This is a genomic window from Thiomicrorhabdus cannonii (genome assembly GCF_013391695.1).
Lineage (GTDB): Bacteria > Pseudomonadota > Gammaproteobacteria > Thiomicrospirales > Thiomicrospiraceae > Thiomicrorhabdus > Thiomicrorhabdus cannonii.
Map to the genome: position 1 here is coordinate 162372 of NZ_JACBGH010000002.1, position 26104 is coordinate 188475.

At 52.2% G+C, this 26104-nt stretch carries 24 protein-coding genes and 3 tRNA genes; 8 read left to right on the forward strand and 19 right to left on the reverse strand.

Annotated features, from left to right (window positions below; all coding sequences use genetic code 11):
* Positions 1 to 51: 51 nt before the first annotated feature.
* The 5 genes from HZ297_RS03945 (at position 52) to HZ297_RS03965 (ending at position 4587) form a co-directional block, all read left to right on the forward strand.
* On the forward strand, positions 52 to 1053 hold the full coding sequence (locus tag HZ297_RS03945; protein WP_281357399.1) for a PriCT-2 domain-containing protein: 1002 nt from the start codon (positions 52 to 54) through the stop codon (positions 1051 to 1053).
* Positions 1050 to 2564 carry a YfjI family protein gene (locus HZ297_RS03950; protein WP_178861686.1) on the forward strand — a complete coding sequence of 505 codons (1515 nt, stop codon included), beginning with the start codon at positions 1050 to 1052 and terminating at the stop codon, positions 2562 to 2564. The genes HZ297_RS03945 and HZ297_RS03950 overlap by 4 nt, the downstream gene beginning before the upstream one ends.
* Before the next feature lie 876 nt (positions 2565 to 3440).
* Positions 3441 to 3803 carry a hypothetical protein gene (locus HZ297_RS03955; protein WP_178861687.1) on the forward strand — a complete coding sequence of 121 codons (363 nt, stop codon included), beginning with the start codon at positions 3441 to 3443 and terminating at the stop codon, positions 3801 to 3803.
* A 26-nt stretch (positions 3804 to 3829) separates the two neighbouring features.
* Positions 3830 to 4420 (forward strand): hypothetical protein, encoded by a 591-nt coding sequence (locus tag HZ297_RS03960; protein WP_178861688.1) that lies wholly within the window; start codon positions 3830 to 3832, stop codon positions 4418 to 4420.
* Complete coding sequence (locus HZ297_RS03965) at positions 4417 to 4587, forward strand: hypothetical protein (RefSeq protein WP_178861689.1); 171 nt, start codon at positions 4417 to 4419, stop codon at positions 4585 to 4587. The genes HZ297_RS03960 and HZ297_RS03965 overlap by 4 nt, the downstream gene beginning before the upstream one ends.
* 355 nt (positions 4588 to 4942) lie before the next feature.
* On the opposite strand, the gene HZ297_RS03970 is transcribed toward HZ297_RS03965, so the two are convergent.
* The 5 genes from HZ297_RS03970 to HZ297_RS03990 form a co-directional block, all read right to left on the reverse strand.
* Complete coding sequence (locus HZ297_RS03970; protein ID WP_178861690.1) at positions 4943 to 5476, reverse strand: hypothetical protein; 534 nt, start codon at positions 5474 to 5476, stop codon at positions 4943 to 4945.
* A 320-nt stretch (positions 5477 to 5796) separates the two neighbouring features.
* Positions 5797 to 8130, reverse strand: coding sequence for a nitric oxide reductase activation protein NorD (locus HZ297_RS03975; RefSeq protein ID WP_178861691.1), 2334 nt, complete (start codon positions 8128 to 8130; stop codon positions 5797 to 5799).
* A 145-nt stretch (positions 8131 to 8275) separates the two neighbouring features.
* Complete coding sequence (locus HZ297_RS03980; protein WP_178861692.1) at positions 8276 to 9094, reverse strand: CbbQ/NirQ/NorQ/GpvN family protein; 819 nt, start codon at positions 9092 to 9094, stop codon at positions 8276 to 8278.
* Positions 9095 to 9358: 264 nt separating this feature from the next.
* The gene (locus HZ297_RS03985) at positions 9359 to 9712 is read right to left on the reverse strand and encodes a ribulose bisphosphate carboxylase small subunit (protein ID WP_178861693.1); all 354 of its coding nucleotides are present in this window, start codon (positions 9710 to 9712) and stop codon (positions 9359 to 9361) included.
* A gap of 22 nt (positions 9713 to 9734) precedes the next feature.
* On the reverse strand, positions 9735 to 11153 hold the full coding sequence (locus HZ297_RS03990) for a form I ribulose bisphosphate carboxylase large subunit (protein ID WP_178861694.1): 1419 nt from the start codon (positions 11151 to 11153) through the stop codon (positions 9735 to 9737).
* 216 nt (positions 11154 to 11369) lie between these two features.
* Between HZ297_RS03990 and HZ297_RS03995 the strand changes: the two genes are divergently transcribed.
* Together HZ297_RS03995 and HZ297_RS04000 are read left to right on the forward strand one after the other, a co-directional pair.
* Positions 11370 to 12296, forward strand: coding sequence for a LysR family transcriptional regulator (locus HZ297_RS03995; RefSeq protein WP_178861695.1), 927 nt, complete (start codon positions 11370 to 11372; stop codon positions 12294 to 12296).
* Positions 12297 to 12377: 81 nt separating this feature from the next.
* Positions 12378 to 13358 (forward strand): DUF3616 domain-containing protein, encoded by a 981-nt coding sequence (locus HZ297_RS04000; RefSeq protein WP_178861696.1) that lies wholly within the window; start codon positions 12378 to 12380, stop codon positions 13356 to 13358.
* Between the two features lie 92 nt (positions 13359 to 13450).
* Here HZ297_RS04000 and HZ297_RS04005 read toward each other — a convergent pair.
* From HZ297_RS04005 to HZ297_RS04015, 3 genes are all read right to left on the reverse strand, one after another.
* A tRNA-His gene (locus HZ297_RS04005) sits at positions 13451 to 13526 on the reverse strand.
* A 31-nt stretch (positions 13527 to 13557) separates the two neighbouring features.
* Positions 13558 to 13634 (reverse strand) — tRNA-Arg (locus tag HZ297_RS04010).
* Positions 13635 to 13680: 46 nt separating this feature from the next.
* Positions 13681 to 13757, reverse strand: a tRNA-Pro gene (locus HZ297_RS04015).
* Positions 13758 to 13990: 233 nt separating this feature from the next.
* Here HZ297_RS04015 and folD point away from each other — a divergent pair.
* Complete coding sequence (gene folD, locus HZ297_RS04020) at positions 13991 to 14851, forward strand: bifunctional methylenetetrahydrofolate dehydrogenase/methenyltetrahydrofolate cyclohydrolase FolD (RefSeq protein ID WP_178861697.1); 861 nt, start codon at positions 13991 to 13993, stop codon at positions 14849 to 14851.
* Between the two features lie 89 nt (positions 14852 to 14940).
* On the opposite strand, the gene HZ297_RS04025 is transcribed toward folD, so the two are convergent.
* The 11 genes from HZ297_RS04025 to fabD all read right to left on the reverse strand — a co-directional run bounded on the left by HZ297_RS04025 (position 14941) and on the right by fabD (position 26075).
* Positions 14941 to 16764 (reverse strand): ABC transporter ATP-binding protein, encoded by a 1824-nt coding sequence (locus HZ297_RS04025; RefSeq protein ID WP_178861698.1) that lies wholly within the window; start codon positions 16762 to 16764, stop codon positions 14941 to 14943.
* Between the two features lie 23 nt (positions 16765 to 16787).
* Positions 16788 to 17570, reverse strand: coding sequence for a YchF/TatD family DNA exonuclease (locus HZ297_RS04030; RefSeq protein ID WP_178861808.1), 783 nt, complete (start codon positions 17568 to 17570; stop codon positions 16788 to 16790).
* Positions 17567 to 18565: a DNA polymerase III subunit delta' gene (gene holB / locus HZ297_RS04035; RefSeq protein WP_246261617.1), complete on the reverse strand. Its 999-nt coding sequence runs from the start codon at positions 18563 to 18565 to the stop codon at positions 17567 to 17569. The genes HZ297_RS04030 and holB overlap by 4 nt, the downstream gene beginning before the upstream one ends.
* A complete protein-coding gene (gene tmk, locus HZ297_RS04040) occupies positions 18566 to 19192 on the reverse strand; it encodes a dTMP kinase (RefSeq protein WP_178861699.1) in 627 nt (208 codons plus the stop codon).
* An 87-nt stretch (positions 19193 to 19279) separates the two neighbouring features.
* The gene (gene mltG / locus HZ297_RS04045) at positions 19280 to 20311 is read right to left on the reverse strand and encodes an endolytic transglycosylase MltG (RefSeq protein WP_246261618.1); all 1032 of its coding nucleotides are present in this window, start codon (positions 20309 to 20311) and stop codon (positions 19280 to 19282) included.
* Positions 20308 to 21183: an aminodeoxychorismate lyase gene (pabC, locus tag HZ297_RS04050; RefSeq protein ID WP_178861700.1), complete on the reverse strand. Its 876-nt coding sequence runs from the start codon at positions 21181 to 21183 to the stop codon at positions 20308 to 20310. Before pabC ends, mltG begins: the two co-directional genes overlap by 4 nt.
* A gap of 4 nt (positions 21184 to 21187) precedes the next feature.
* On the reverse strand, positions 21188 to 22633 hold the full coding sequence (locus HZ297_RS04055; RefSeq protein ID WP_178861701.1) for an aminodeoxychorismate synthase component I: 1446 nt from the start codon (positions 22631 to 22633) through the stop codon (positions 21188 to 21190).
* Positions 22634 to 22658: 25 nt separating this feature from the next.
* Positions 22659 to 23897: a beta-ketoacyl-ACP synthase II gene (gene fabF, locus HZ297_RS04060; protein ID WP_178861702.1), complete on the reverse strand. Its 1239-nt coding sequence runs from the start codon at positions 23895 to 23897 to the stop codon at positions 22659 to 22661.
* A gap of 79 nt (positions 23898 to 23976) precedes the next feature.
* Entirely contained in the window at positions 23977 to 24216 is a 240-nt protein-coding gene (gene acpP / locus HZ297_RS04065) for an acyl carrier protein (protein WP_178861703.1), read from the reverse strand.
* A 152-nt stretch (positions 24217 to 24368) separates the two neighbouring features.
* Positions 24369 to 25109, reverse strand: coding sequence for a 3-oxoacyl-ACP reductase FabG (gene fabG / locus HZ297_RS04070; RefSeq protein WP_178861704.1), 741 nt, complete (start codon positions 25107 to 25109; stop codon positions 24369 to 24371).
* Positions 25110 to 25151: 42 nt separating this feature from the next.
* Entirely contained in the window at positions 25152 to 26075 is a 924-nt protein-coding gene (gene fabD / locus HZ297_RS04075) for an ACP S-malonyltransferase (protein ID WP_178861705.1), read from the reverse strand.
* Positions 26076 to 26104 lie beyond the last annotated feature (29 nt).

Sequence of the window (26104 nt, forward strand, 5' to 3'; positions counted from 1 at the left end):
CAACTACCCCTCAATCAACGCCCACCGATTGACCTTAGCACGCTTACCCAGATGCTGACCTACATCCCCGCCGATACCGACCGGGGGGAATGGGTAGCGGTACTTATGGCAATTAAATCCGAGTTTGGAGACGGCGCCAGAGAGACCGCCCGCGAATGGAGCGCCACCGCCGCCACTTACCGGCCTGCTGACTTTAACGACACCTGGAGAAGTATCAAGGCCGGGGGCGGTGTCACCATTGGCACACTAGTAAGCAAGGCCAAAGCGAACGGCTTTAGATTCCAGCCGATCAGTCAACACGAACGCCAACGGCTGACAATGGCACAGCAACAGCGCAAAACCCAACAGGCCGCCGCCCTTGCCATTGAAGCCCAACGGCTGGCCGCCAACTACCAGCGCGCCAGTGAACAGGCCTACCGCATACTGGGAAGCGCCCAACCCGCCCCCGCTAACCATCCCTATCTGATCCGCAAGCAAATAGACGCTCACGGCGTTCTATATGGCACGGTGTGGAGTTACGAGGATGCCTTAATTATTCCCATGGCCGGAACTCAACCGCCCTTTGCCGGTGTAGTGCAATCCCTGCAATTCATTCAGCCGGACGGCACTAAACGCTATTTGAAAGGCGCAAAGAAAGACGGCGGTTACTACCCCATCCAGTGGGTTGAAGATGCGCCTATTGTGATTTGTGAAGGCTTTGCCACCGGCGCAACACTGGCACAGCACTACACCCCATTCAGCAGCGTGGTATGTGCGTTTGATGCGGGCAACCTGCTGGCCGTGGCACGGTTTTTCCGCAAACAATACCCAGCCGCACAAATCATCATTGCCGGGGACAACGACCACCACACCGAGCGCACCACCGGCCGCAATCCGGGCAAAGACAAGGCCACCGCCGCCGCGCGTGCCGTTGGGGCAGAAATCAGCCTACCCTACTTTGCTGAAACCGAAGCGGGCACCGACTGGAACGACCGCTATTTAATCGACCAGAACAAGCTGGAAAACATGGAACATAACGCACTTTATACCGAACGCCTAGGGGGTGAAGCATGACCGCCGCAAAAAAAGACAACATCACCCGCTTAGAAACGGTTTCACCCTACCCCGCCCCCGAACCATTGGGATATAAAGATAACGCCGCCGCACCCTATCCAGTGGACGCACTGGGGGATTATCTGGCAAACATGGCAAGGTTACTGCATGAAGTGGTACAGGCACCGCTGGCCTTGTGCGGTCAGTCGGTACTTATGAGCGCGTCCCTGGTGGCGCAGGGCTACCGCAATGCCGAAATAGACGGGCGAACCATTCCGTTAAGTTTGTTTGCCCTGACCATTGCCGAATCCGGGGAGCGCAAAAGCGGGGTTTATCGCTGGGCAACCGCCCCCATCAATGCCCTTGAAAAGCAACTGGCCGAAACCTTTAGGGAGGATTTAACCGCTTACCGTTTGGAGAATGAAGCCTATTTGCAGGCTAAAGCCAATATCAAGGCAAAGCTCAAAAAGACAACCGACCCGGACGAACTCACGCAAGCACTCAAAGCACTGGGCACACCACCCCCAGCGCCTAAAGACCCGGTTATATTGCCGGAAGACCCCACCATTGAAGGCATGACAAAGCACTTAGCACGCGCCCAGCCTTGCGCCGGTATTTTCACCGATGAAGGGGCGGCATTCTTTGGCGGGCATTCCATGGGCAAGGAAAAGGCCGCCCGCACCGTGGCGCTCTATTCGCGCGCGTGGGACGGCTCACCGCTGGGCATGATGCGATCCAATGAGGACGCGCCCAACTTCAAGATATACAACCGCCGCATTGCAATGCACCTAATGCTACAACCCGTCATTGTTAGAGAGGTATTCAATAACCCGCTACTGATTGAGCAAGGGTTTATCCCCCGCTTTCTCATTGCCTACCCACCCAGTGCAATGGGCACACGATTTTACAATGAGGCAAGCATAGCAGACGATACACGCTTCAAAGCCTACTTTGCCCGCCTGCTGGAACTACTGGAAAACGGCTGGCACATTGACCCAGACGGCGGCCTAGACCTGTTAAACCTGACCATTACCGGCACAGCCAAACAAGCCTTTATCGCCTTTAGTGACGAAGTGGAAAGGCAACTACACCCTAACGGGGATTTACGGCACATAAGCGGCACAGCGGCCAAAATAGCCGAACAGTCCGCCCGCATTGCCGGGGTACTTACATTCATCAAGGACGGCACACAGGCAAAGACCATAGCACCAGAACAGATGCGCGCAGGCATTACCCTGGCACGCTATTCACTGGCCGAACTCTTAAGGCTAAAGGAGAACGCCACCATAGCCCCCGAAATAGACAAAGCAAGGGCATTGCTGGGCTGGGTAAAAATCAACGGTTTAAGTTACCTTTATCAAAACCTAATGGCAAGCTACCGACCAAGGGCGCTACGTGCAAAGCAGGATTTTGAACAGGCCGCCCGCGTATTGGTTGAACACGGGTATTTATTGCCCGTCGAACCAATGGAATTGAACGGCAGTTTGCGCAAGGAGGTTTACCGCGTTTTACATACAGATGAGCCTGATTAAAAATCACACTCTAGGGAAAGTGGCTTTTTTGGCTATTGTGGCTATTCCGACAATATGCCAACCCCCAAAGCCCGTAAACATGCGGGTTTGCGGGGCTTTAAAAAAAAGCCACCCCCCGGCTATTAGCGGCTATTCTTTGGCTATGTTTCCAAAAAAAGCCAACGAGAAGCCACAGAATAGCCACCCATAGCCACCCACTGGCTATTTTTCCCAGACATTCGCAACCCCCCTGAAACCCGCTAACCATGCGGGTTTCAGCATTTAGGCCACCTTACCAAGATTCAAAAAAAGCCAAAAAGCCAAAATAGCCACCTTTCCTAAAACCTGTTTTTTATTCAGGCCGCCAATTCACCCGAAAAAGAAGAGAACGCCTTTACCACCGGATTTACTCTCTTTTACCCTCGCCCCAACATCGCCCTCACCGTGACCTTACCGTAAAAGCACAAAGCATTGGGGTTGTCTTGGGGTTATCTGACACGGTAAAAGAGTATCGTTTCCGAAACACCCTTATCAATAGCTTATCAACCCTTACCGTAACCTTGCCGTAATGGTCGTTGCGACATCGTTGTCTTAAGGTGCCGTCACCTTGCCGAAGAAAAATGCTGACATTCTTTTTGTGACATTGCGTGACAAGTCGTGACGCGCTCAAAGTCATTTCTAAGCCTACCTCTTAAATACCCGTTATTTGGAACACTACCATCGCCCTTATATCGCCCTTGGTGGTCATTTACCCGTGCCGTAACAATGCCCTAATTTCAGTTCTAACCCTTAGTGCTACCTTAGTGTGATTGACCCTACCCGTCATTTTTACCCTTGCTGTAACCTTGTTGTTAATTCGCTAAAATGATTCCTGTTACGTCATTCAAGGGAACGGCAATGAACTACCGAGTACAGCTAATCGAATTGCTTAGACGCTGGGGCTATTACATCAATCAGCAGCGACTTGAGTTAGGAGCAGTAAACTCAGTATTTCAGTCTGATGCTTTTACACTGGGTGGACGAGTTGACCAGTGCAAGATGAATGAAAGTCTTGGTTTAACTAATGAAGATTGCACCTTCAACTACTCTCCTGAACTAGATCGGCTAACAGAAATCATCAACAACTTGCCACCGCCAGAGAGACAAGATATTTACCGAGCCTATGCAGAACAGAGTACCGAACTAAACCATCAACTAGGCAGTGCATTGTCGTTATTGATTGCAAGGATTACCAAGCAGCAGCATGATGCTTTACACTAGCCTTTATTCATTCAAAGGGGCGCATTGTGTTCAGCAAACTAAAATCATTCTTTGGAATCGGGCAACAAAAAGCACTTGATGACTGGCATACACAGCTAACAAGTCAAAATGAATCGGTGAACCTCGACACTCACCCACAATGCCCTAAATACCTTTCACTTGAAGTCACTGACTTTCACCATCCAAACGAAAACAGGGGGGTGTTTACGGTCGAAGCGGCTGAACTATTGCAATGGTTCATAAAACGTGGCCGGCAAAGTGATTTTGAAACAACCTTTAGACAATGGCTAGGCAATGCCGACAGTGGCAACGAAGAAACCTATGCGCTTTCAGCAAACACCATCCATAAACTCAACCTTCAATTTTTCGTTGATGACGCACTCGAATATGGCCACGCAATTAAAGCCCACTGCCCTGTGTGTGATCAAGAACGTACAAACGATGAATTAAAACTGATTCAAGAATCATGCTCCGGCTGGGTGTATCGCATGGTTGATTGTCAATGTGGAAACAGGCTGGCGAGTTATCAGGTTATGCACCTGATGTTAAGGGCTGGTGCTGAAATGCCAAAAAGTGCAACGCGAGTGGTTAAGGATTTTGGAAATGTAAACACATGAGTAAAAGCAAGCCAGATAATGCCTCTAGAGAACTGACTCAAGAAGAAATGGATGCGTTAAGAAAGGAGATGAAAGAAGCCTCCAAAAAGCTTTCGGAATATTTTAGGAATAACCCTAGAGTAATTAGATTCAAGGAGAGGCTTTCAAAGGAAAGAAGTAACCACTAACGACACTCAGTGACGAAAGCGGCTAGAAGTCTCACTGATGAATCCCCTGGGAAATGCAAATCTAAAAACAGTATCGACAATCACCATGCACTTGTCAAAGAGCGTTCAGTGAATAGGAAGTGAACACCGATCCTAAAACTTGTTTTTATGTCACGGACTGGCATCCAAGCGCAGAAAAAACGGGGGTAAATTCGGGGGTAAAAATGACATCAACCCCCTGTAGGCCAGTAAAAACGGCACTATTTGCCATTGCCCATCTCCACCAATCATTAATTCTTTTTGATTCTTTCAGTTTTTAGCGCCCATAAAAAAAAGTGGCCGGAGCCACTTTCAATAATAGAGTCACTTTCAGTGATTATTCCATACAGCTGAAACGGCACACATTCACACTGATATATTCACTGTAGGCGCTACCAGACTGCACCCAGTTTTTGACTTTGTTGCTGATCGCCTGCGGCAGCATTTTTTCATCCAGCGACAGATGAAAACCGTATTTGAATCGCGGACTGCTGTTGTCTTCCGCCACGACCTTGCCGTCTTCGACAAACAACTTAAACGTCGTTTCCTTGCCCGGCATGGAGATAAACGCATTTTCGCCGTGTTCCTGAATCAACGCCGACAGTTCACGATTGAAATACTCTTTGCTCAACGGGTTGAACTGATAGTACTCTTTAAGGATCGATTCGGCATTGGCCAGCAAATGCGCCTTAAGCGCCTGAGCGGAATCGAATTGTTCGTCGCCCAACTCGTAAATCACATAAGCCTCTTCCGGCTTGCCGAGCGCCAACGCCTTGTCCTGAAACACCACCAAAGCCGCGCCGTCCAGCACCGCTTGATAGTCTTCGTCAGCAAAGGTTTGCAACGCTTCTTTAAATTGTTCCGTATTCATCTGTTTCTCCTTTATTTGAGACCTTTGTGCGAGTGGAGCACAGAAAAAAAATGCGGAAAAACTTCTCTGATTGAGGCGGAAAACTGAGCCAATAGCCAGCTATTGGTCAGTTTTCCAACAAAAATCAGGGAAGTTTTAACCCTTTTTATCTGTGCATCCACCTCGTTCAAAGGTCTCTCTAGCCCTTACCCTGAAGGAGCTTTTGATTAATAGGGATTATTAGGATTTGAAGTTCATTATAAAAAATCCCCGAAGGAACTGCTTCCTGTCGGGGATTTGCCTGACCTACCCGGCCTGTTGAGAATTTTTTGCGACGATTTTTAGGTCGTCAAATTCGCAAACAAGGTCGGCAGTTTTTCAGGCAGACGCATCACATTATCAACAATCGCGTAACGGTTCACACCGAAAATCTGCTGCACGTATTTGTCAGCATACTGGTCGATGGTCAGACAGTAAGAGTAAATCCCCTTGGACTGCAACTCTTCGACCGCTTTCTTGGCATCCTGTTTCAGATACTGACCGTCTTTTTCGTCGATATCCGCCGGCTCGCCGTCGGTAATCACCAACAACAGTTTCTGCTTGCTGGTCTGTCTCTCCAGATAGTGACCGGCATGACGCATCGCCGCGCCCATACGCGTGGAAAGCCCGCCTTTCATCCCCGCCAGTTTGGCGTGAACATCGGCATCAAACGGTTCGTCGAACTGTTTGAAACGCGTATATTGTACGTCATGACGACCGTCGGACGAGAAGCCGTGAACCGCAAACTGGTCGCCGATACCGTTAATGGCGTGCGACACCAGAATCGCCGCTTCCTGCGTGACCTCGATGATTGTCTTCTCTTCACCGTTGATGAACTCATTGGTGGATTCGGACAAATCGAGCAGAATCACCACCGATACTTCACGCGAACGGATCACGTTTTTCATGGTGATACGCGGATCCGGCTCCTGCCCCATGCGGATCGCGGTAATCGCTTCCACACAGGCGTTCAAGTCCAGCTCGTCGCCGTCTTCGATACGACGGATACGCTGCAGACCGACCGCTTGCAGCTTATCAACAATCTGCTTGATGCGGTGTGCAATGCCTTTATTGGCGTCCAGAATGCGGTGGTAGATGTCCGGATCGCCCTTCTTGGCGCGATGCTCGTACAAGGTTACCCAGCTCGGACGGTGCAACTGCACGCGGTAATCCCACTCGTGGTAATGGTACGGATCGGAAATCGGTTCGACCCCTTCCATCTCGTTAAAGGAGATACCGTTGTCTTCATACGGGAAGAACTCGCTGCCCAACACCCAGATTTCGTCGTGGTCAACGTCCACCAGTTCGGAGTCGATCTCGTTGATCATCTCCATCACCGACACATATTTACGCACGGTTTCTTTGTAGCCGCTACCGCCGCCTTCCATCTCCGCCCACTCTTCACTCGCCCACACCAGACGGTTGTCGTCGCGGTAGGCAAAACGCAGTTTGTTGATTTGCGTCAGCGATTCCCAACGGGTCGTCGCCTGGTTAAGCACATTGTAGAGCAGAATCCCCAAATCCCACGAGAACTGTTCGTTCAGGCGGTTTTCTTCGATTTTTTCGTGGAACGCATCCGCCACCACCTGCATCTGTGTATCGTCCAGCTCGTAGTCGGCATCCATCAACGCCAGAGACAACTGCTCCAGTCGCGCTGCGGTCGAACGCGGATCGAGCTGGCGCTCTTCCATGCTCGCACGAATCACTTTCAACCACAGGTTTTTCAACCCCGGGAAGTTCTTGATGGCGTTGTACTCTACGCGGGCGTCTTCAATCAATTCGATAAAGAACATCTGCTGGTGGTTCAACTGCTCCATGCTGATGGCGTTTTTGGTGTAGGCCACGTGCGAAGCCAAGTGCGCCGCCATGGCACGGTACAAATCAACCCCTTTGATGTCACCCAAATCGTTCAAGGCATCCGGCAGATGCAGCGCCATTTTTTCGAAGTAGGGTTTAAAGTCGTCAAAATCGGCCGCCGCAGGGCGGATAAAGAAATCACGCCCCCAAAAAGCGCGCAGATAGAAGTTGATGGAACGGTGGTTGTCGATAAACAACGAACCTTTGCGCTGCTGCTGGAAAACCGCTTTGGAATCCGCCGATTTCAGCGAGAAATACTCGAGCTGCGCACCGAAGTTGCGGGCGTGCGCCTGCGCACCCCACTGCGCCCAACGACGCAGACCAGACACCGTCAACTTGGCCATCAACTCGTCCATGATATTCAGCATCGGGCGCAAACCGCGCGGGGTTTTCGAGCCGATCTGGTAGATCAACGCCAAATACTGACGGCACAAGTCGATATCGCCGGTACGCTCGGCAATCAACGGCAGCGAATCCAGCATCAAGGCAACCACTTCACCCGATGTCACCGAAGACAGCTTCATGATGGTTTCCAGAATATCGTCGAGGATCTCGTCGTCGATTTTGGCGATCACCTGCGGCACCGCCACCAGATAGCTGATAACGACCTGCTGACCTTTACCCAGATAGGCGATACCCTTGGCGTTCTGCAACCAGGTTTCGCGCGAGGCTTCGTTCATATAGTGCGAAGCTTCCTGAATCAACGAATCGAGCATCTCCTCCAGCTGGGGCACGCTTTCGATCAGCGATTGTTTGACTTCTACAATATCAAAACTCATAGTGCATACTCTTTTGTTCGATTCTTGGCCTTGAAAGTTGAACCACGAAGAACACGAAGGTCACGAAGTATTTACAATTTAAGTGAGAATACTTAGTTTTCATCCCTTCGTGCGCTTCGTGAGCTTCGCGGTTAAATCTTTTTTATTAACCGAAGAACGTATCCACTGTGGTCAACAGAGTATCCAGAATATCGTCATCATCCGTCAGCGGCGTAATCAATGCCATCGTACAGGCTTTCTTAGGCTCGACACCTTTATTGATCAACTGCCCTGCGTAGACCAACAGACGGGTTGAGATACCCTCGTCCAGACCGTGACCTTTGAGGTTACGTGAACGCTGTGCGACTTGAACCAGTTTCTCGGCCGTTGGACGGTCAATACCCGCTTCTTTGGAAACGATGTCCGCTTCCACTTCGGCTTCAGGGTAATCGAACTTGAAGCCGCCGAAACGCTGTTTGGTCGATTGCTTCAGGTCTTTCATCATCGACTGGTAACCCGGGTTATAAGAGATTACCAACTGGAAGTCCGGGTGCGCTTCAACCAACTCGCCTTTCTTATCCAAAGGCAATACGCGGCGGTGGTCAGTCAACGGGTGGATAACAACCGTGGTATCCTGACGGGCTTCCACCACCTCGTCCAGGTAACAGATGGCGCCGATACGTGCCGCAACCGTCAAAGGACCGTCCTGCCAGCGCGTACCGTTGATGTCGATCAGGTAACGACCGACCAAATCCGATGCGGTCATATCTTCGTTACACGCCACCGTAATCAGCGGCTTGCCCAGCTTGTAAGCCATGTATTCAACAAAACGCGACTTACCGCAACCGGTTGGGCCTTTAAGCATGATTGGCATACGTGAAGCGTAACCCGACTCAAACAGCTCAATCTCATCCGCTACCGGACGGTAGAAAGGTTCGTTTTTAATAATATATTGTGTTGGATCTAGAGCGTTGATTTCAGACATCAGATTTCTCCATTGTTCATGTCACTTAGAATTGCCGACTCGGTGAGTCAAATCAGCATGTCTAAATGGGAATCGAGTCCAAGTTAGAACAAACTTGGGGATAAAAAGGCCAACCGATTTCGGGGTCGGTTGACCGTTTTTACCCGTTCAGGAGGTAAGGGGCTGAACGGATAAACTGGTTTCGAACGTGGCGATTTTATCTCCCCGTTCAGAATTCTGGGGTGCCACACGGCAGTCGGGGAACCGCCGCGTGGCCGGACGATATTACATATCGCCGCGTTTTACCAACATGTTCGCACCTTGAGACTGTGCGAAGTTGTCATAACCAATCAAACGAACGTGGTTGTTTGGGTTGGCTTTGATACAGTTGTTAACTTCTGCCAGTACTGCACTTGCATCAGTTTCACCGAACATCGGCAGCTTCCACATGTACCAGTAGTAAGAGAAAGCATTCTCTGGCTCAGTGTGTTCGATAGCTGGGTTCCAGCCCTTGCTGATGATGTACTCAACTTGTTTTTTGATCTGATCGTCAGTCATTTTTGGAAGGTAAGAGAATGTCTCTGCCTTACGTGACTTTGGATCGGAAATACGTGATGGATAATCTTGTACTTGACTCATTGTCTATTCTCCTAAATTCAAATTACTTGTGAGCAACATCTAGCTTGTCAACAGTATCGAATTCAAACTTGATTTCTTTCCAAGTTTCCATTGCGATCTTAAGTTCTGGGCTATGCTTAGCAGCGTTAGTAAGAACTTCTTTACCGTTCTTCTCAACTTCGATACCTTCGTTACGTGCTTGAACACACGCTTCCAAAGCCACACGGTTAGCCGCCGCACCTGCTGCGTTACCCCATGGGTGACCCAAAGTACCGCCACCGAACTGTAGAACAGAGTCGTCACCGAAGATAGTTACCAAGGCTGGCATGTGCCATACGTGGATACCACCAGATGCAACTGGGATTACACCAGGCATCGCACCGAAGTCTTGGTCGAACATGATGCCGCGTGAACGGTTTTCTGGGATGAAGCTATCACGCATGATATCGATCCAACCCAAAGTCGCTTCACGGTCACCTTCCAACTTACCAACAACCGTACCTGAGTGCAGGTGGTCACCACCAGACAAACGCAGTACTTTAGCCAATACGCGGAAGTGGATACCGTGCATTGGGTTACGGTCGATTACACCGTGCATTGCGCGGTGGATGTGCAACAACAGACCGTTTTTACGGCAGTAGTTAGCCAGACCCGTGTTGGCAGTCAAACCACCAGTCAAGAAGTCGTGCATGATGATCGGAGTACCGATTTCTTTAGCGAATTCAGCACGCTCGTACATCTCTTCTGGCGTACCAGCAGTAACGTTCAAGTAGTGACCTTTACGCTCGCCTGTTTCAACTTGAGCTTTTTCGATAGCTTCTTGACAGAACAGGAAACGGTCTCTCCAGCGCATGAATGGCTGAGAAGTTACGTTTTCGTCGTCTTTAGTGAAGTCCAGACCGCCACGCAGACACTCATAAACCGCACGACCGTAGTTCTTAGCAGACAAACCTAGTTTTGGCTTGATAGTACAACCCAACATTGGACGGCCGTACTTATCCATTTTGTCACGCTCAACCTGGATACCGTGTGGTGGTCCACCGCAAGTCATCACGTAAGCTAGTGGGAAACGGATATCTTCAAGGCGGATAGAGCGCAATGCTTTAAAGCCGAATACGTTACCAACCAAAGAGGTCATTACCGATACGATTGAACCTTCTTCGAACAGGTCGATCGGGTAAGCGATGAATGCGTAGTAGGCAGAATCGTCACCTGGAACGTCTTCGATGCGGTACGCACGACCTTTGTAGTAGTCAAGGTCAGTCAACAAGTCAGTCCATACAGTTGTCCAAGTACCTGTTGAAGATTCAGCCGCAACTGCCGCCGCACACTCTTCACGAGAAACACCTTCTTGTGGAACAACTTTAAAACACGCCAAAAAGTCTGAGTCTTTTGGCTCATAATCTGGCATCCAATACGTTTCGCGGTATTCTTTTACACCGGCATTATAAGTCTTAGCCATCTTTTACCTCTTTATAGATTGATAGTAAAAAAGTCTGAATTAGCAATTTGTTTGGTGCGTTTCATTTCGCTCCTTGCCTTCAGTGATTGCTATGTTAGGGAAAACTCTTGATGGCTTCTCGCATGGTTTGTAATACAATTTATATACATTTGTTTATTCATAAACAGTAAATACAATAAAATCAATAATTTAAATTTTTGACACGGGCAAAAAACAATGCAAAATTTACATATCACCGCGCAACAAATTCGAATTTTTGAAGCGGTCGCCCGTCATTTGAGCTATACCAAAGCCGCCGAAGAACTCAATTTATCGCAGCCTGCGGTGTCGATTCAGATCAAACGTCTGGAAGAAAATAACGACGTCAAACTGGTCGAAGTCATCGGCAAAAAACTCTATCTAACGCGCTCCGGCGAACGCATGTATCAAACCTGCCAGCGCATTCTTGAAGAACTCAAAGAATTGAATGGTGTGATTAAGTCCGAACACCAGAAAATCGAAGGGCAACTCAAAATCGCCGTGGTGACGCCGGCCAAATACTTTATGCCATACATCCTCAAGGCGTTTCTGAACCGTTATCCCGATGTGCGCCCGGCCATTACCGTCATCAACCGCCGCCGCATTTTGGACGAACTCAAAAACAATCAATACGACCTGTCGATCATGGGACGCGTACCCGAAGAACTCAAAATGGAATCCTTCCCCTTCTTCCAGAACGTGTTGGTGGTCGCGGCTCCGCCCAATCACCCCCTGGCCAAAGCCAAAAGCATCAACCCTAAAGACATCGCCAACGAGCGCTTTCTGATGCGTGAAAAGGGGTCGGGAATACGCATTTCCGTTGAAGAACGTTTTGCCGAACACGGCGTGACCATTGAACCTTATATGGAACTGGGCAGCACCGAATCCATTAAGCAAGCGGTGATGGCCGGTTTGGGCATTTCCGTCCTGCCCAAACAATCCATCCGCATTGAAGCGAAATACGGCCATTTGGTAATTTTGGATGTGGAAGGTTTTCCGCTGCGGCGCGACTGGTATGTCGCCTGGATGAAAGACAAAAACCTCGATCCCAGCGCACAAGCCTTTGTCGAGTTCTTGAAAAGTGTCGATATCGACCGCCTGCTGGCGATGTCGGATACACGTTGAAGAATGGATTTTTTGGCTGTGAAAAAACTCAACAGGCCGGGTAGGCCCGTTAATTGAAACCATTCATTGAAAGCACTGCTTATGTCCATTCTCCGCATTCACGCCAAGCCCCTCCTCCTCGTCCTCAGCGCCCTGACATTTTCACCATCCGCGCTGCAGGCCGGCTCCCCGGAGTTATTGCCGATACAAGGCAAACTGGACATTGATAACCGCAATATCAGCGGCCTGGTCGTCACCGAACGTTTTGCCGTTGTGGCCACCGATGAAGGCAATGCACTGCAGATTCTCAAGAACCATAACGGAAACTATGCCGTCAAAAAGAACGGGGTGGTGCACTTAACCGACAATAGCGCCGAACTCGATCTGGAAGGTCTGGCGTGGCAAGCCCCCTATCTGTACGCCATCGGTTCACACTCCCGCAAGCGCAAAAAAATCGACATTGATGCGTCGGACAAAGACAATCTAAACCGCTTGAGCCGCATTATTCATGAACCCAGCCGTCATCAATTATTTCAAATTGAATTAATGAATAACGCAGAGGTGAAACAGATCCGCGCTACCAGTCTCGACAAGTGGATTGCCCAAGAACCGATTCTCGCGCCTTTCAGCGCCCTGCCCAGCAAAGAAAACGGTATCGATATCGAAGGCATCGCAGTGGATGGCGAGAAGCTTTATGTCGGTTTTCGCGGCCCGGTATTACGCGGCAACCTCACGCCGATTCTGCAATTCAAACTCGACAGCCAGACATTCAGCCTTGCAAAACAGCAGCTGAAACTGCTCAACCTCGGCGGTTTAGGCATTCGCGACATGGCCGCAAATCAGGGGAAACTTTGGCTATTGACCGGTCCGGTCAACGAAACGCCCTATCTCTTCCAACTCTTTAGCTGGCAAGGACAGCAGGCCTTGACCCCGCTGCCTCCGGCGCAAACCCTCAAAGGCGACTGGCTTACTGACAAACCCGAAGCGATCGCATTCGACCCGCAGCATCCGCAACAGCTCTGGTTAGCACAAGACGGTGCAAAAAACGGTGCAATCCGCCGATTACCGCTAGCAAACAAATGACAGAATTGAGGAAATAATATAAGACAGTAATCATCGCGCACTGTATAAATGCGAGTGATAAATTGAATCTAACTGAAAAGTAACTGGGAAAATGGGGCGAACGACGGGGATCGAACCCGCGACAACAGGAATCACAATCCTGGGCTCTACCAACTGAGCTACGTCCGCCATAGTGACATCAAACGAATAACATGTGAAATGGCGAGCCCAGGAGGAATCGAACCCCCAACCCACGCCTTAGAAGGGCGTTGCTCTATCCAGTTGAGCTATGGGCCCTTAACATGTATAGTTGCCAACCAGTAGGTTACTGGCCGGCGGAATTTGGTCGGAGTGGAGGGATTCGAACCCCCGACCACCTGTACCCAAAACAGGTGCGCTACCAAGCTGCGCTACACTCCGTAAAAGATGTGCGTATTGTATAGACGGCCCCGATAGCTGTCAACAAGCATTCATCAAAAAAAACGAAAAATTCGCGTTTTTTTTAAGCCTTCCAAGCCAATCGATTCTAAGTATTTGATTCTTCATTTTAAGGCGTCCAATAGCCCTATTTTAAAAGGTCCATTTTGCTCTGCTTTTTTAAAAATCGGGTATCATAGGCTTTTTGTTTTGACCTTAAATTCGGGAGAAATTGTATGTCGGCTAAGATTCTTGACGGCAAAGCCATTGCAGAAGAACTGCGCGAATCCATTAAACAGGAAGTAGAAAAGCAAGTTGCTCAGGGTAAAAACCCTCCAGGACTCGCAGTGATTATGGTCGGCGAAGACCCTGCCTCTCAGGTTTATGTGCGCAATAAGAAACTGGCCTGTCAGAAAGCCGGCTTTAAAGACGTGTCTGAAGTGCTTCCCGCAGAAACCTCTCAAGAAGAGGTCTTGGCGCTGATCGACAAACTGAATGCCGACGACACAGTTCACGGCATTATCGTGCAACTGCCTGTGCCAAAACATATCGATCCCGAAGCGATTATCGAGCGCATCCATCCTTGCAAAGATGTGGACGGCTTCCACCCTTATAATGTAGGACGCTTAGCGACGCGCATGCCGCAACTGGCTCCCTGCACACCGCACGGTGTGATGACCATGCTCGCCAAAACCGGCATCCCGTTGCGCGGTTTGAACGCCGTGGTCGTAGGCGCATCGAATATCGTAGGTGTACCGATGGCATTGGAACTGTTAAACGAGCGTGCTACCGTCACTATCTGCCACAGCGCCACCAAAGATTTGCCGCAAAAAGTGTCCGAAGCGGATCTGGTCGTAGTCGGCGTCGGCATTCCGGAAATGGTCAAAGGCGACTGGATCAAATCCGGCGCGATTGTGATCGACGTGGGCATTAACCGTATGGACGACGGCCGCCTGGTCGGTGACGTGGAATATGACGTGGCCAAAGAGCGTGCCAGCTGGATCACCCCCGTTCCGGGCGGTGTGGGGCCGATGACGATCGCCACCCTGCTGGAAAACACCATGCAAGCGGCTTATCATCTGGACTGCAAAGTCTAATCGCGCGCTTTAATACAATAAATTTCCAAATAAAAACCGAACAGGCCACCCGGCCTGTTCGGTTTTTTTGTGCCCGTCGTTTCTACATCTCAACGGTAAAGTTTATGATAGGTTCCCTGCTGCGCCATCAGTTCGTCATGGCTGCCGGTTTCAATAATATGGCCGTCTTCAAACACCAAAATGCGGTCTGCCTGACGGATCGAACTTAAACGGTGCGCCACGATCAGCGTGGTGCGCCCCTCAAAGAACGGCGCCAAATCCTGATAAAGACGGCGTTCTGTTTCCATATCCAAGGCCGAAGTCGCCTCGTCCATAATCACCACTTTGGGGTCTTGCAGAATCATGCGCGCAATCGCCAGACGCTGACGCTGCCCGCCGGAAAGTTTGATGCCATTGCGCCCCACCACCGTTTCGAGCTGCTGCGGCTGTTGTTTGACGGTCTCTTCCAACTGCGCCAAACGCAACGCCGCCCAGAGTTTTTCCTCGTCCATTGCTTGCCCCAGTGTCAGGTTAAAGCGGATGCTCTGATGAAACAGCACCGGCTGTTGCAGTACAGTCGCAACATGGCGGCGCACCACACTCTGCCCGACCGCTTCAATCGGCTCCCCGCCATAGCGGATTTGGCCGCTATCGGCCTGATAGAACCCCAAAAGCAACTGCACCAGCGTGGTCTTGCCGCCGCCACTGGCACCGACCAGTGCGAGTTTTTCTCCCGGCTGAATGGTAAAGCTCAACGCATTGAGCACCGGTTCGGCCTTGCCGGGATAATGGAAACAGAGTTTTTCCACCTCAATGTTGACAGGGCCGGCCTGTTGAAAAGGATTGACGCGGCTTGCAAACACCGGTTCCTGTTTCAAATCCAACACTTCATTGATGCGCTGCAAGGCACCGCTCGCGGCACTGTAGCTGTACTGCATGGTCAGCAGTTCCTGCACCGGCCCCATCATAAACCACAGATAACCGAATACCGCCATCATCTCGCCGATAGTCAAACCGGAGAACACCACCATCAGCATACTCACACCGCGAAAGATGTCGAAGCCGACCAGAAAGATCATAAACGAGAAACGGCTCGCCGCATCGCTCTTCCAGGTAAACGCCTCGGAGTGCTGCTTGATGGAGCCCGCATGACTACGCACACGGTCAAAAAAGTTTTTATCCTGATTGACGGCACGCACCTGCTGCAACGCGTCCAAGGTTTCGGTCAGCGCCTGCTGAAAGGCCTCCACCGCACTGTTTTCGTCTTTTTTGAGGGTTTTGACCTTGCGTCCCATGCGCATGGTGAAATAGACCACCACCGGATTCAACAGCAGAATAAACAGCGCCAGCTGCCAGTGCAGCCACAGCAGGATCAAACTGACCCCCACCAGCGAGAACAGCGCGATGATCAGTTTACCGACGGTCGAGCCGAGAAAGTTATCGATGCTGTTGACGTCATTCACCAACGTCGCCGAAACGCTGCCGCTGCCCAGGGTTTCGTACTGCGCCATCGCCACCCCCTGCACCCGCGCCAGCAGGTCGCGGCGGATGCCGTAGGTTACATCCTTGGCAATCACGGTGAACTGCTGCATCTGCCAGACGCCCAGCCCCAAACCGGCCACACGCAATACGATGGTAATGATCGTAATCGCCACAATATAGTAGGTCGCTCCATACCAGTCGGGCGCTACCAAGCTCTGCAGGAAACCGACAATCCAGCCCGGTTTATCCAGCAAGACCTCATCCACCAGAATCGGCAGCAGCAGTGGCAGCGGCACAGTCGCCAACATGGCAAACAAGGCGATAATGTGCGCCTTGACCAGACGCGGCTTATGGCGCTTTACCAGTTCGAAAATACGCTGCCAGGTGTAGGAACGCTCCGACAGCGCTTTGACCGCCGGCGCTTTTGTGCCAGATTGAGGAGATGGACGCATCAAAGATGCCCTCGTGAGTAGGGTTAAAAATCGACCTTAAAGAGGCGTTTGAAATTGGTTGTGGTCGCCTCCGCCACCGTCTCGAACGGCAGTTCGCGCAAACGCGCGATCTCCTCGACCACATAACGGGTGTAACCCGGCTGATTGGTCTTGCCGCGGTACGGCACCGGCGCCAGATAAGGCGCATCGGTTTCCACCAGAATGCGTTCCAACGGCACGGCCTTAGCCACCTCTTTCAACTCCAGTGCGGTCTTAAAGGTCACAATGCCGGAGAACGAAATATAAAAACCGATGTCCATGGCGCGCTCGGCGGTGGCCAAGTCCTCGACAAAGCAGTGCATAATGCCGCCGACATCCCGCGCCCCTTCCTCTTCCAAAATCTGCAGACAGTCCGGCGTGGAGTTGCGGGTATGGATAATCAGCGGCTTGCCGAGCTGCTTGGCGATGCGGATATGCTGGCGAAAACGGTCATGCTGCCACGCCATGTCCATCTCTGCCGGATTAAAGTGAAAATAATCCAAGCCCACTTCGCCAATGCCGATCACTTTTGGATGCGACGCCACTTCCAACAACTGCTCATCACTCACCACCACCTCCGGCGCCTCGCACGGATGCACGCCGATGGCGGCAAACACCTCTGCATGCGCCTCGGCCAACCCCAGCACCTCATGCCATTGCGCCGGGTTGATCGCCACGCAGAGAATGCGACCCACATCCAGTTCCTTGGCCTGCTTAATGACCGCGTTGATGTTGCCCACCTTGTCTTCAGGCAGGATATTCAAATGACAGTGCGAATCCACAATCACGCTAATTGTCCTCTTATCCATTTACCGGCAAACCCGCTTTGCAACGGAGCTTGCGTTTGCTGACTTTCCAGCCACTCCAAACACAGCGTTTCCAGAACCAGCTGTTTATTGGCATTGCCCAGCCAACTCTCTTTAGCTTGCAGAGTGGCCTGTTGAAAACGCAGCCAATTTTGGGTTTGCGATTCTGAACAGGCCGGCTGCTCGGCATAGAACGCATTGCGCAAGACGGCAACGCTCCACTGATAAAAATAGTCGAACGCCGCTTCGGGACGCGGCCATTTCAACCACTGTTCCACCACCTGCGGCACGGTTTTCTGACCGTTTTGCAACTGCTTGAGGGCGTTTTTCCATTCGGCGTCTTCTTCAAAACCGCGCGCCTCAATCCACTGCAACGCCGCCAATGGTGCGCCCCAGTTCAAACGCAAAGCGCGCTTCAACAAGGCGGCATCGGCTTGCGGCTGCTGTTGCTGCAACCAGGCTTGTGCGCTGGCCAAATCCGGCATGGCAAAACGCAGTTTCTGACAGCGGCTGACAATGGTCGCCGGCAAACGCCCCAGCTGATGCGTCGTCAAAATAAACAGGGTTTGCTGCCCCGGCTCTTCCAAAGTTTTCAAAAGCGCATTGAAGGCCGAGGCGTTCAATAACTCCGGTTGCTCCACCCAAGCGATTTTGTAGCCGCCCTGATGCGAGGTTTCATTAAGCTGATAAATCAGCTCGCGCACTTGATCGACGCCGATCTCTTTTTTCTCTTCCAACAGACGCAGAGGGAAAAAATCCGGATGCTGCCCGGTGGTATACAGATGACAGCCGCTGCACTGGCCGCAGGCCGTGCCGTGCTGACAGAACAGGGTTTGCGCCTGTTGCTGCACAAAGGCTTCAATGCCGATGCCCGGCGGTGCCGACAGCAGATAGGCATGCCCCAGACGCCCTTGCAGTGCCAGCCACTGCTGCCACTGAGTTTGCATCCAAGGGTAGAGAGCCGGATTATTGTCCATCTATGCCTCCAACAGCGCTTGCAGGTTTGCGATAATCTGCGCCTGCACCGCCTCCAGCGACTGGCTGGCATCCAGCACGGCGTAACGTGCCGGCGCCAACTCCGCGCGCTGCAAATAGGCGCCGCGCACCTTCTCGAAAAAGTCGTGGCGTTCCTGTTCAAAGCGGTCGGTCTGGCCGCCGCGCGAGGCGACGCGTGCCATGCCGATTTCAATCGGTAGGTCGAAGATAAAGGTTTTGTGCGGTTGAAATCCCTGCTGTACCCACGCCTCGATCGGTGCGATGCGCTCAAACCCCATGCCGCGCGCCGCCCCTTGGTAAGCATAGGAAGCATCGGTAAAACGGTCGGACACCACCCATTTCCCCTCGGCCAGCGCCGGCAGGATTTTTTCCTGAATATGCTGGGCACGCGCCGCAAACATCAACAGCAACTCGGTGTCGGCGTGCATTTCGCTATGGCTTTTATCCAGCAACAATCCGCGGATTTTCTCGCCGATGGCCGTGCCGCCCGGCTCGCGCGTCACCACCACGTCGATGCCGCGTGCTTGCAGCCAGGTTTCGATAAACGCCAGATTGGTCGATTTCCCGGCCCCTTCGGTGCCTTCCAGCGTAATGAATTTACCTTGCATACTTCTGTTCCGTCCGTTCCAATCGTTAGCTGCCGACTACCCGGCCTGTTGAGTTTTTAAAACCAAAATGTTGCGATGCGCGTTGCATCATCTTTTCAGCTGATACTGGCGCACCGCGCGGTTATGGGCTTCCAAGGTCTCCGAAAAGACATGCTCGCCATTGCCGGTGGCCACAAAATACAACGCCTTGGTATTCTGCGGATGCAGCGCCGCCCACAAGGCTTCACGGCTCGGCATGGCAATCGGCGTCGGCGGCAAACCGCTCATGCGATAGGTGTTGTACGGCGTGCTTTTCAGTAAATCGCGTTTGCGGATATTACCGTCATAACCCTCGCCGATGCCGTAAATCACCGTCGGGTCGGTCTGCAAACGCATACCTTTTTTGAGGCGATTGACAAACACCCCGGCAATCAGCGCACGCTCCGCCGCCACGCCGGTTTCCTTCTCCACCAAAGCCGCCATAATCAGCGCCTCATAAGGAGTTTTATAGGGCAAGCCTTCTGCCCGCGCAGCCCAGACCTGCTGCAATTCGCGCTGCATCGCGGCATAGGCGCGTTTCAACACCTCCACATCGCTATCGCCGGCCTCATACAGATAGGTCTCCGGCAGAAACCAGCCTTCCAATCCGGCAAACGGATACGCCGCCGTGCCGGGATTGGGCAGACCCAATTCGCCGTAGAGTTCAGCCACGCGCTGCAATGAAAGCTGCGACTTGATTTTAGGCAAAGCCTGCAACTGCGGCAGCATCTGCGCAAACGACTGTCCGGCAACCAGGGTTGCCGGATATTTGACCGTTTCGCCTTTGAGCAACGCCTCGGTCAATTCGGCAACATTCCATTGCGGATTAATCTGCAACTCGCCGGTTTTGAGCTGCCCGTGCAACCCGTGGTAACGCAAATACCAGACATAGGCTTTGGGAGCGTCCAGCACGCCGGCCGTATGCAATTGCTGCGCGACCTTAGCCGCACTCGAACCGGCGTGGATGGCGACAATCCGAGGCTGCTGGCCGGTTGAAATCGGCGATGTCAGAAACTGCTGAATCTGCCACGCCGCCAACAGGGCAAGGACCAGAATGCCGCTCAAAGCGATTAACAGCAGTTTTTTCCAAGCGCGCATCATTCAAGCAGTTCCTGCGCCTGCGCCCATTGCCAATCACACCAACGTTGCCGCAAGTCCATGCCTTGCACCATGCCAAAGGTTCGCTCTGCCAACACCTTGACCGGCATAATGCCACGCAAGGCATTGGTGACAAAGAGTTCATCGGCCTGTTCAATATCCGCCAAGGTCAAACGCTGCTCTACCACCTCAAAGCCCCATTGCGGGACCAACTGCAGCAGTTGCGCGCGCGTGGTGCCGGCGACACCGCTGTACTGCAAAACCGGCGTGAGCCAACAGCCGTCCTTGAGCATAAACAGATTGGCCTGCGTGGCGCTAACCACCTCGCCAAAGGCATTCAACATAATCCCTTCCGGCAGATTCTGCTCCGCCAACTCGGCGCGCGCCAAGACATTATCCAAACGGTTCAGGTGTTTAAGCCCGGCGAGCTGAGGCTGAATCGCCGCCTGTGTCTGACAAATGCCCAATGTCAATGCCTGCGGCGCTTGCCTAAAGTCTTCCACCTGACGGTAAAGCGGATGTTCGGCCAGCTGCCAGATCACAGCAGGCGTCGGCTCGCTCAACGGCGCATAACCGGCTCCGCCGATGCCGCGCGTGACAATCAGTTTGGCCATTAACGGTGCGAGCTGCAACTCGACCGGCAATTCAGTGAGCGCCTGACGCAATGACATCAATAGCTGCTCTTCATTAAACGCCGGAAATCCTAAGCGTTCCGCGGAAGTCTGCACGCGACGCCAATGCGCCGGCCAGTTGAACACCTTGCCCTGCATCAGCAGAATGGTGGTGAAAAAGCCGTCGCCGTACTGCACGGCACGATCCTGCACCGCCAGTTGCGTTTGCTTGACGCCATCCACCCAGATGCCGAGCAGACTCACCGCTTTACCCCTGACTTTGCAGGGCGTTGATCAGCCCTTTGGCTTTATGGCGCGTTTCGGTCAATTCGTTTTCGGCCACGGAATCCGCGACTATGCCGGCACCGGCACGGAACTGCACGACGGACTGCCCCTGTTGGCGACTATGCAACATGGTGCGAATCAGGATATTCAAATCCAGCGAACCGTCGCGGTTGATATACCCCAAAGAACCGGTATAGGCCTCGCGCGGCATCTGCTCCAGTTCGGCGATAATTTCCATACAACGCACTTTCGGGCAGCCGGTAATCGTGCCGCCCGGGAAAAGCGCATGCACAATATCCAAAGGATCAAAACCTGCCTGCAACTGGCCGCGCACATTGGAAACAATGTGATGCACGTGCTCATAGCTTTCCACCACCATCAGCTCGTTGACTTCGACCGTGCCCGGCTGGCAGATGCGCCCCAGATCATTGCGCTCCAGATCGATCAGCATAATATGCTCGGCGCGCTCTTTGGGATGAGAAATCAACTCCTCGATCAGCGCACGATCCTGTTCCAGATCGGCACTGCGTTTGCGCGTGCCGGCAATCGGGCGGGTTTCCACCCAGGGCGACTGATATTTGACGAGCCGTTCCGGCGAGGAACTGATAATCGACCACCCGGCCTGTTGAGTTTTTTCAGCCGGTTCAAACGCACTTGGTTCGCTTAAGCCCCACCCGCCAAAATGCGCCAAAGCGGCAAACGGCGCCGGATTGTGGCGACGCAACGCGCGGTATACATCCAAATAGGTTTGGGTGTCGGACAGTGTGACCTGCCATTGACGTGACAGATTGACCTGAAAAACATCGCCGGCGAGGATGTATTCTTTGACGGCTTCGACCCCTTGCAGATATTTCTGCTCCGGCTCTTCACCTGCGGACTGAATGCTGATTGCCGCCGATTCGTCGGGCAAGGCTAACGCTTGTTGCAGGTCGGACTCCATCAACGGCAACAATTCGGCATATTCGGCTTCCGCCACCAAAGTGACCGAATCGTCCAGATGGTTTAACACCACGGCGGCAGGTACGCGAGTCAGAGAGGCCAGTGGGAATTCGGATGGTGGCAACCTCAACGTCGGCTCGACCACTTGCGCGTAATCGTAGCTGAAATAGGCGAACCAACCGCCGTAAAACGGCAAATCACACTCGACTTGCGCAATCTTAGCCGCTGCGAACCCCTGCTTGGCTTCTTTGACAAAGCGCTGCGCCTCCTCAGGATGCGTCAATTGCAGGGTTTTCTGCGGGAAGGCAAACAGAATGCTGTGTTGCCCCAACGCGCCCTTGGCGACACTTTCCAACAGAAACGGATAGCGCTCCGCATTGAGCTGATGCAGCTTCGACAAATCGACCGCTTTGGCAGAAAGCGGCCTGTCCGAAAAACAAACAGGCCGTGTCACCACAGCCTGCGTGTCGATAGAAGAGGTTCTATCCATAAATGCTCTCAATGGCTAACCGCACTTAGATTTTGCCGAATACCAGACTCGCGTTGGTACCGCCAAAACCAAACGAGTTGGACAGGGCAAAATCCACTTTGGCATCACGCGCTTCGTTAGCGACGTAATCCAGGTCGCAGCCCTCTTCCGGGCTTTCCAGGTTAATCGTCGGCGGTAATTTCTGTTCGCTGATCGCCAAGGCGGTAAACACCGCTTCCATGGCGCCAGCCGCACCCAAGGCGTGGCCAGTCATCGATTTGGTTGAGCTCATCGCCAGCTTGTAGGCGTGATCGCCGAAGGTCGACTTGACCGCCATGGTCTCGCAAACATCACCCGCCGGCGTCGAGGTGCCGTGCGCGTTGATATAGTTGATTTTGCTCGGATCCAGCTGCGCGTTGCGCAACGCCTGCACCATACAGCGTGCCGCGCCTTCACCGCCGGCTGCCGGCAATGTCATATGATAAGCATCGCCGCTCATCCCGAAGCCTAACACTTCCGCATAGATTTTCGCGCCACGCGCCTTGGCGTGCTCGTACTCTTCCAATACCACCGCACCGGCACCATCACTCAACACAAAACCGTCGCGGTCTTTGTCCCACGGACGGCTCGCCGCCTGCGGATTATCGTTACGCGTTGACAACGCACGCGCTGCGGCAAAACCGCCCAGCCCCAACTCAGTGGTGGCATATTCGGCACCGCCGGCAATCATCACATCGGCATCGCCGTACTGGATCATGCGAGCGGCGTCGCCGATACTGTGCGTACCAGTGGCACAAGCCGTGCCGATCGCCATATTCGGCCCTTTAAAACCGAACATAATCGACAGGTTACCGGAGATCATGTTGATAATGGCACTGGGCACAAAAAACGGCGAAATACGGCGAGGACCGCCGTTCAGCATAGTATTGTGCTGAGTTTCGATTGAACCGATACCACCGATCCCCGAACCGATCGACACGCCGATGCGCGTAGCGTTTTCTTCAGTGACCTCAAGTCCGCTATCGCGAAACGCCTGAATACCGGCCGCAATGCCGTAATGGATAAACGGATCCATTTTCTTGGTTTCTTTTGCCGGAATGTAGTCGGTCGCTTCGAAGCCCTTCAGGACCCCACCGAATTTCACCGAAAAAGACTCGGTGTCAAACTTAGTCAGGTAGTCAATTCCACTTTTACCCGCCAACAGGTTGTTCCAGGTCTCGCCTACATTCAATCCCACAGGTGTCAACACACCCAAACCGGTAATCACCACACGACGCTTAGTCAAAACGCATCCTCACAGTTGAATTTTATTTACAAAAAAAGCCGTAAAAACGGCTTTTCGTCCAATCCGATAGGATCAGTAATTACGCATCCAAGTTAGCTTCGATGTAAGCTTTAGCTTGTGCCAGAGTAGAGATTTTCTCTGCTTCTTCGTCTGGGATTTCGCAATCAAATTCTTCTTCCAACGCCATTACCAACTCAACAGTGTCCAGAGAATCCGCACCCAAATCATCTACGAATGATGCATCAGGAGTAACTTGATCTTCTTCTACACCCAATTGCTCAACAACAATTTTCTTTACGCGTTCTTCAATACTGCTCATGGAATTCTCCAGTCTTTTTATATAAGGTTTAAAAAAAATAGGTTTTAAATAATTTGTCGTATTTTCGCTCTTACCGCAGCGATTATCAAGTTTTAATCGCGTTTTTTGCGGTGCGGATTTTACCCGCCCCAAACCGAGCCAAAATAGCGCTTTTAAATCATATACATGCCGCCATTCACATTCAGCGTCTGGCCGGTAATATAGGAACCACCCTCGCCCGCCAGGAATGTAACCGCTTTGGCAATATCTTCCGGCTGCCCCAGACGGTTCAACGGAATCTGCGTCGTCAATGCGGCGCGCTGTTCTTCCGGCAGAGCACGTGTCATATCGGTATCGATAAAGCCCGGTGCAATCGTATTGACGGTAATGTTGCGCGCGCCCACTTCACGCGCCAGGGATTTGCTGAAACCGATAATGCCGGCTTTGGCCGCCGCATAGTTGGTCTGCCCGGCATTCCCCATCACACCCACCACCGAAGCGATATTGATGATACGTCCGCCTTTGGCTTTCATCATGCCGCGCAAACAGGCTTTGCTCATGCGGTAAACCGAGTTCAGGTTGGTCTGGATAATATCGTCCCACTCTTCGTCTTTCATGCGCATCAACAGATTGTCACGTGTGATGCCGGCATTATTGACCAGAATGGTCGGCACACCGAACTCTTCGGTGACCTGTGCCAACACTTCGCCGATCATCTCGGCACTGGTCACATTCAGACATTTACCGGCACCTTTAGCACCCGCTTCCGCCAAATAGGCACTGATGCTTTGCGCGCCCGATTCAGACGTTGCCGTTCCGATAACGATGGCACCTTGCGCCGCTAGATCCAGCGCAATCGCCTTTCCAATTCCTCGACTCGCACCGGTAACCAATGCAACCTGTCCTGTCAACATAAGCTTATTCCTTCACTCTATCGGTTTTTAATCGCCACTATTCTATAAAGTTGCCAACGCTTTTTCCAGCGTGTCATTGTCATACACGGTATGCACCGGCATCTTGCGGTCAATACGGCGGTTCAATCCCATCAGAACCTTACCAGGCCCCAACTCGTAAAGATCGGTTACGCCTTGCGCCTGCATGGTCTGTACTGTCTTAACCCATTGCACCGGACGATACAACTGTTCAACCAACGCCTGTTTAATTTCGTCGGCATTGCTTGAAACCGCCACATTCACGTTGTGCAACACCGGAACTTGCGCATCGGCAAATGTCATGCCGGCCAATTTGTCCGCCAATGCATCTGCGGCTGACTTCATCAAAGAACAGTGTGAAGGCACGCTGACGGCCAAAGGAACCACCTTGATCGCACCGGCATCGGTCATAGCCTGCATCGCGGCATCCACCGCCGCTTTTTCACCGGCGATCACTACCTGGCCTGGCGAGTTGAAGTTGACCGCTTCGACAACACCATCAACCTGTGCACAAACGGCAACCACCTGCTCATCTTCCAAGCCCAGTACTGCTGCCATGGCACCCTGTCCGGCCGGTACGGCGCTTTGCATCAAACGGCCGCGTTCCGCCACCAGTTCAATGCCTTGCGCCAAGGTCATCACGCCACTGGCCACCAACGCCGTGTACTCACCCAACGAATGCCCAGCCATATAAGCCGGCTGCCAGTCGGCTTTTGCCAACATGCTGCGGTAAACGGCAATGCCGGCCGCCAGCATCGCAGGCTGCGTCACATCCGTCCGGTTTAGTCTGCCTTCCTGATCGTTCTGAACCACATCCCACAAGTCGTAGCCCAATACCGCAGAGGCTTCGCTAAACACTTCATTGACTTGTGGATTTGCCTGAGCCAAGTCGCTCAACATGCCGACCGACTGTGAACCTTGACCCGGAAAAACAAATGCGTATGACATAAAAAACTTCCTAACAAATTCCTAAAAAC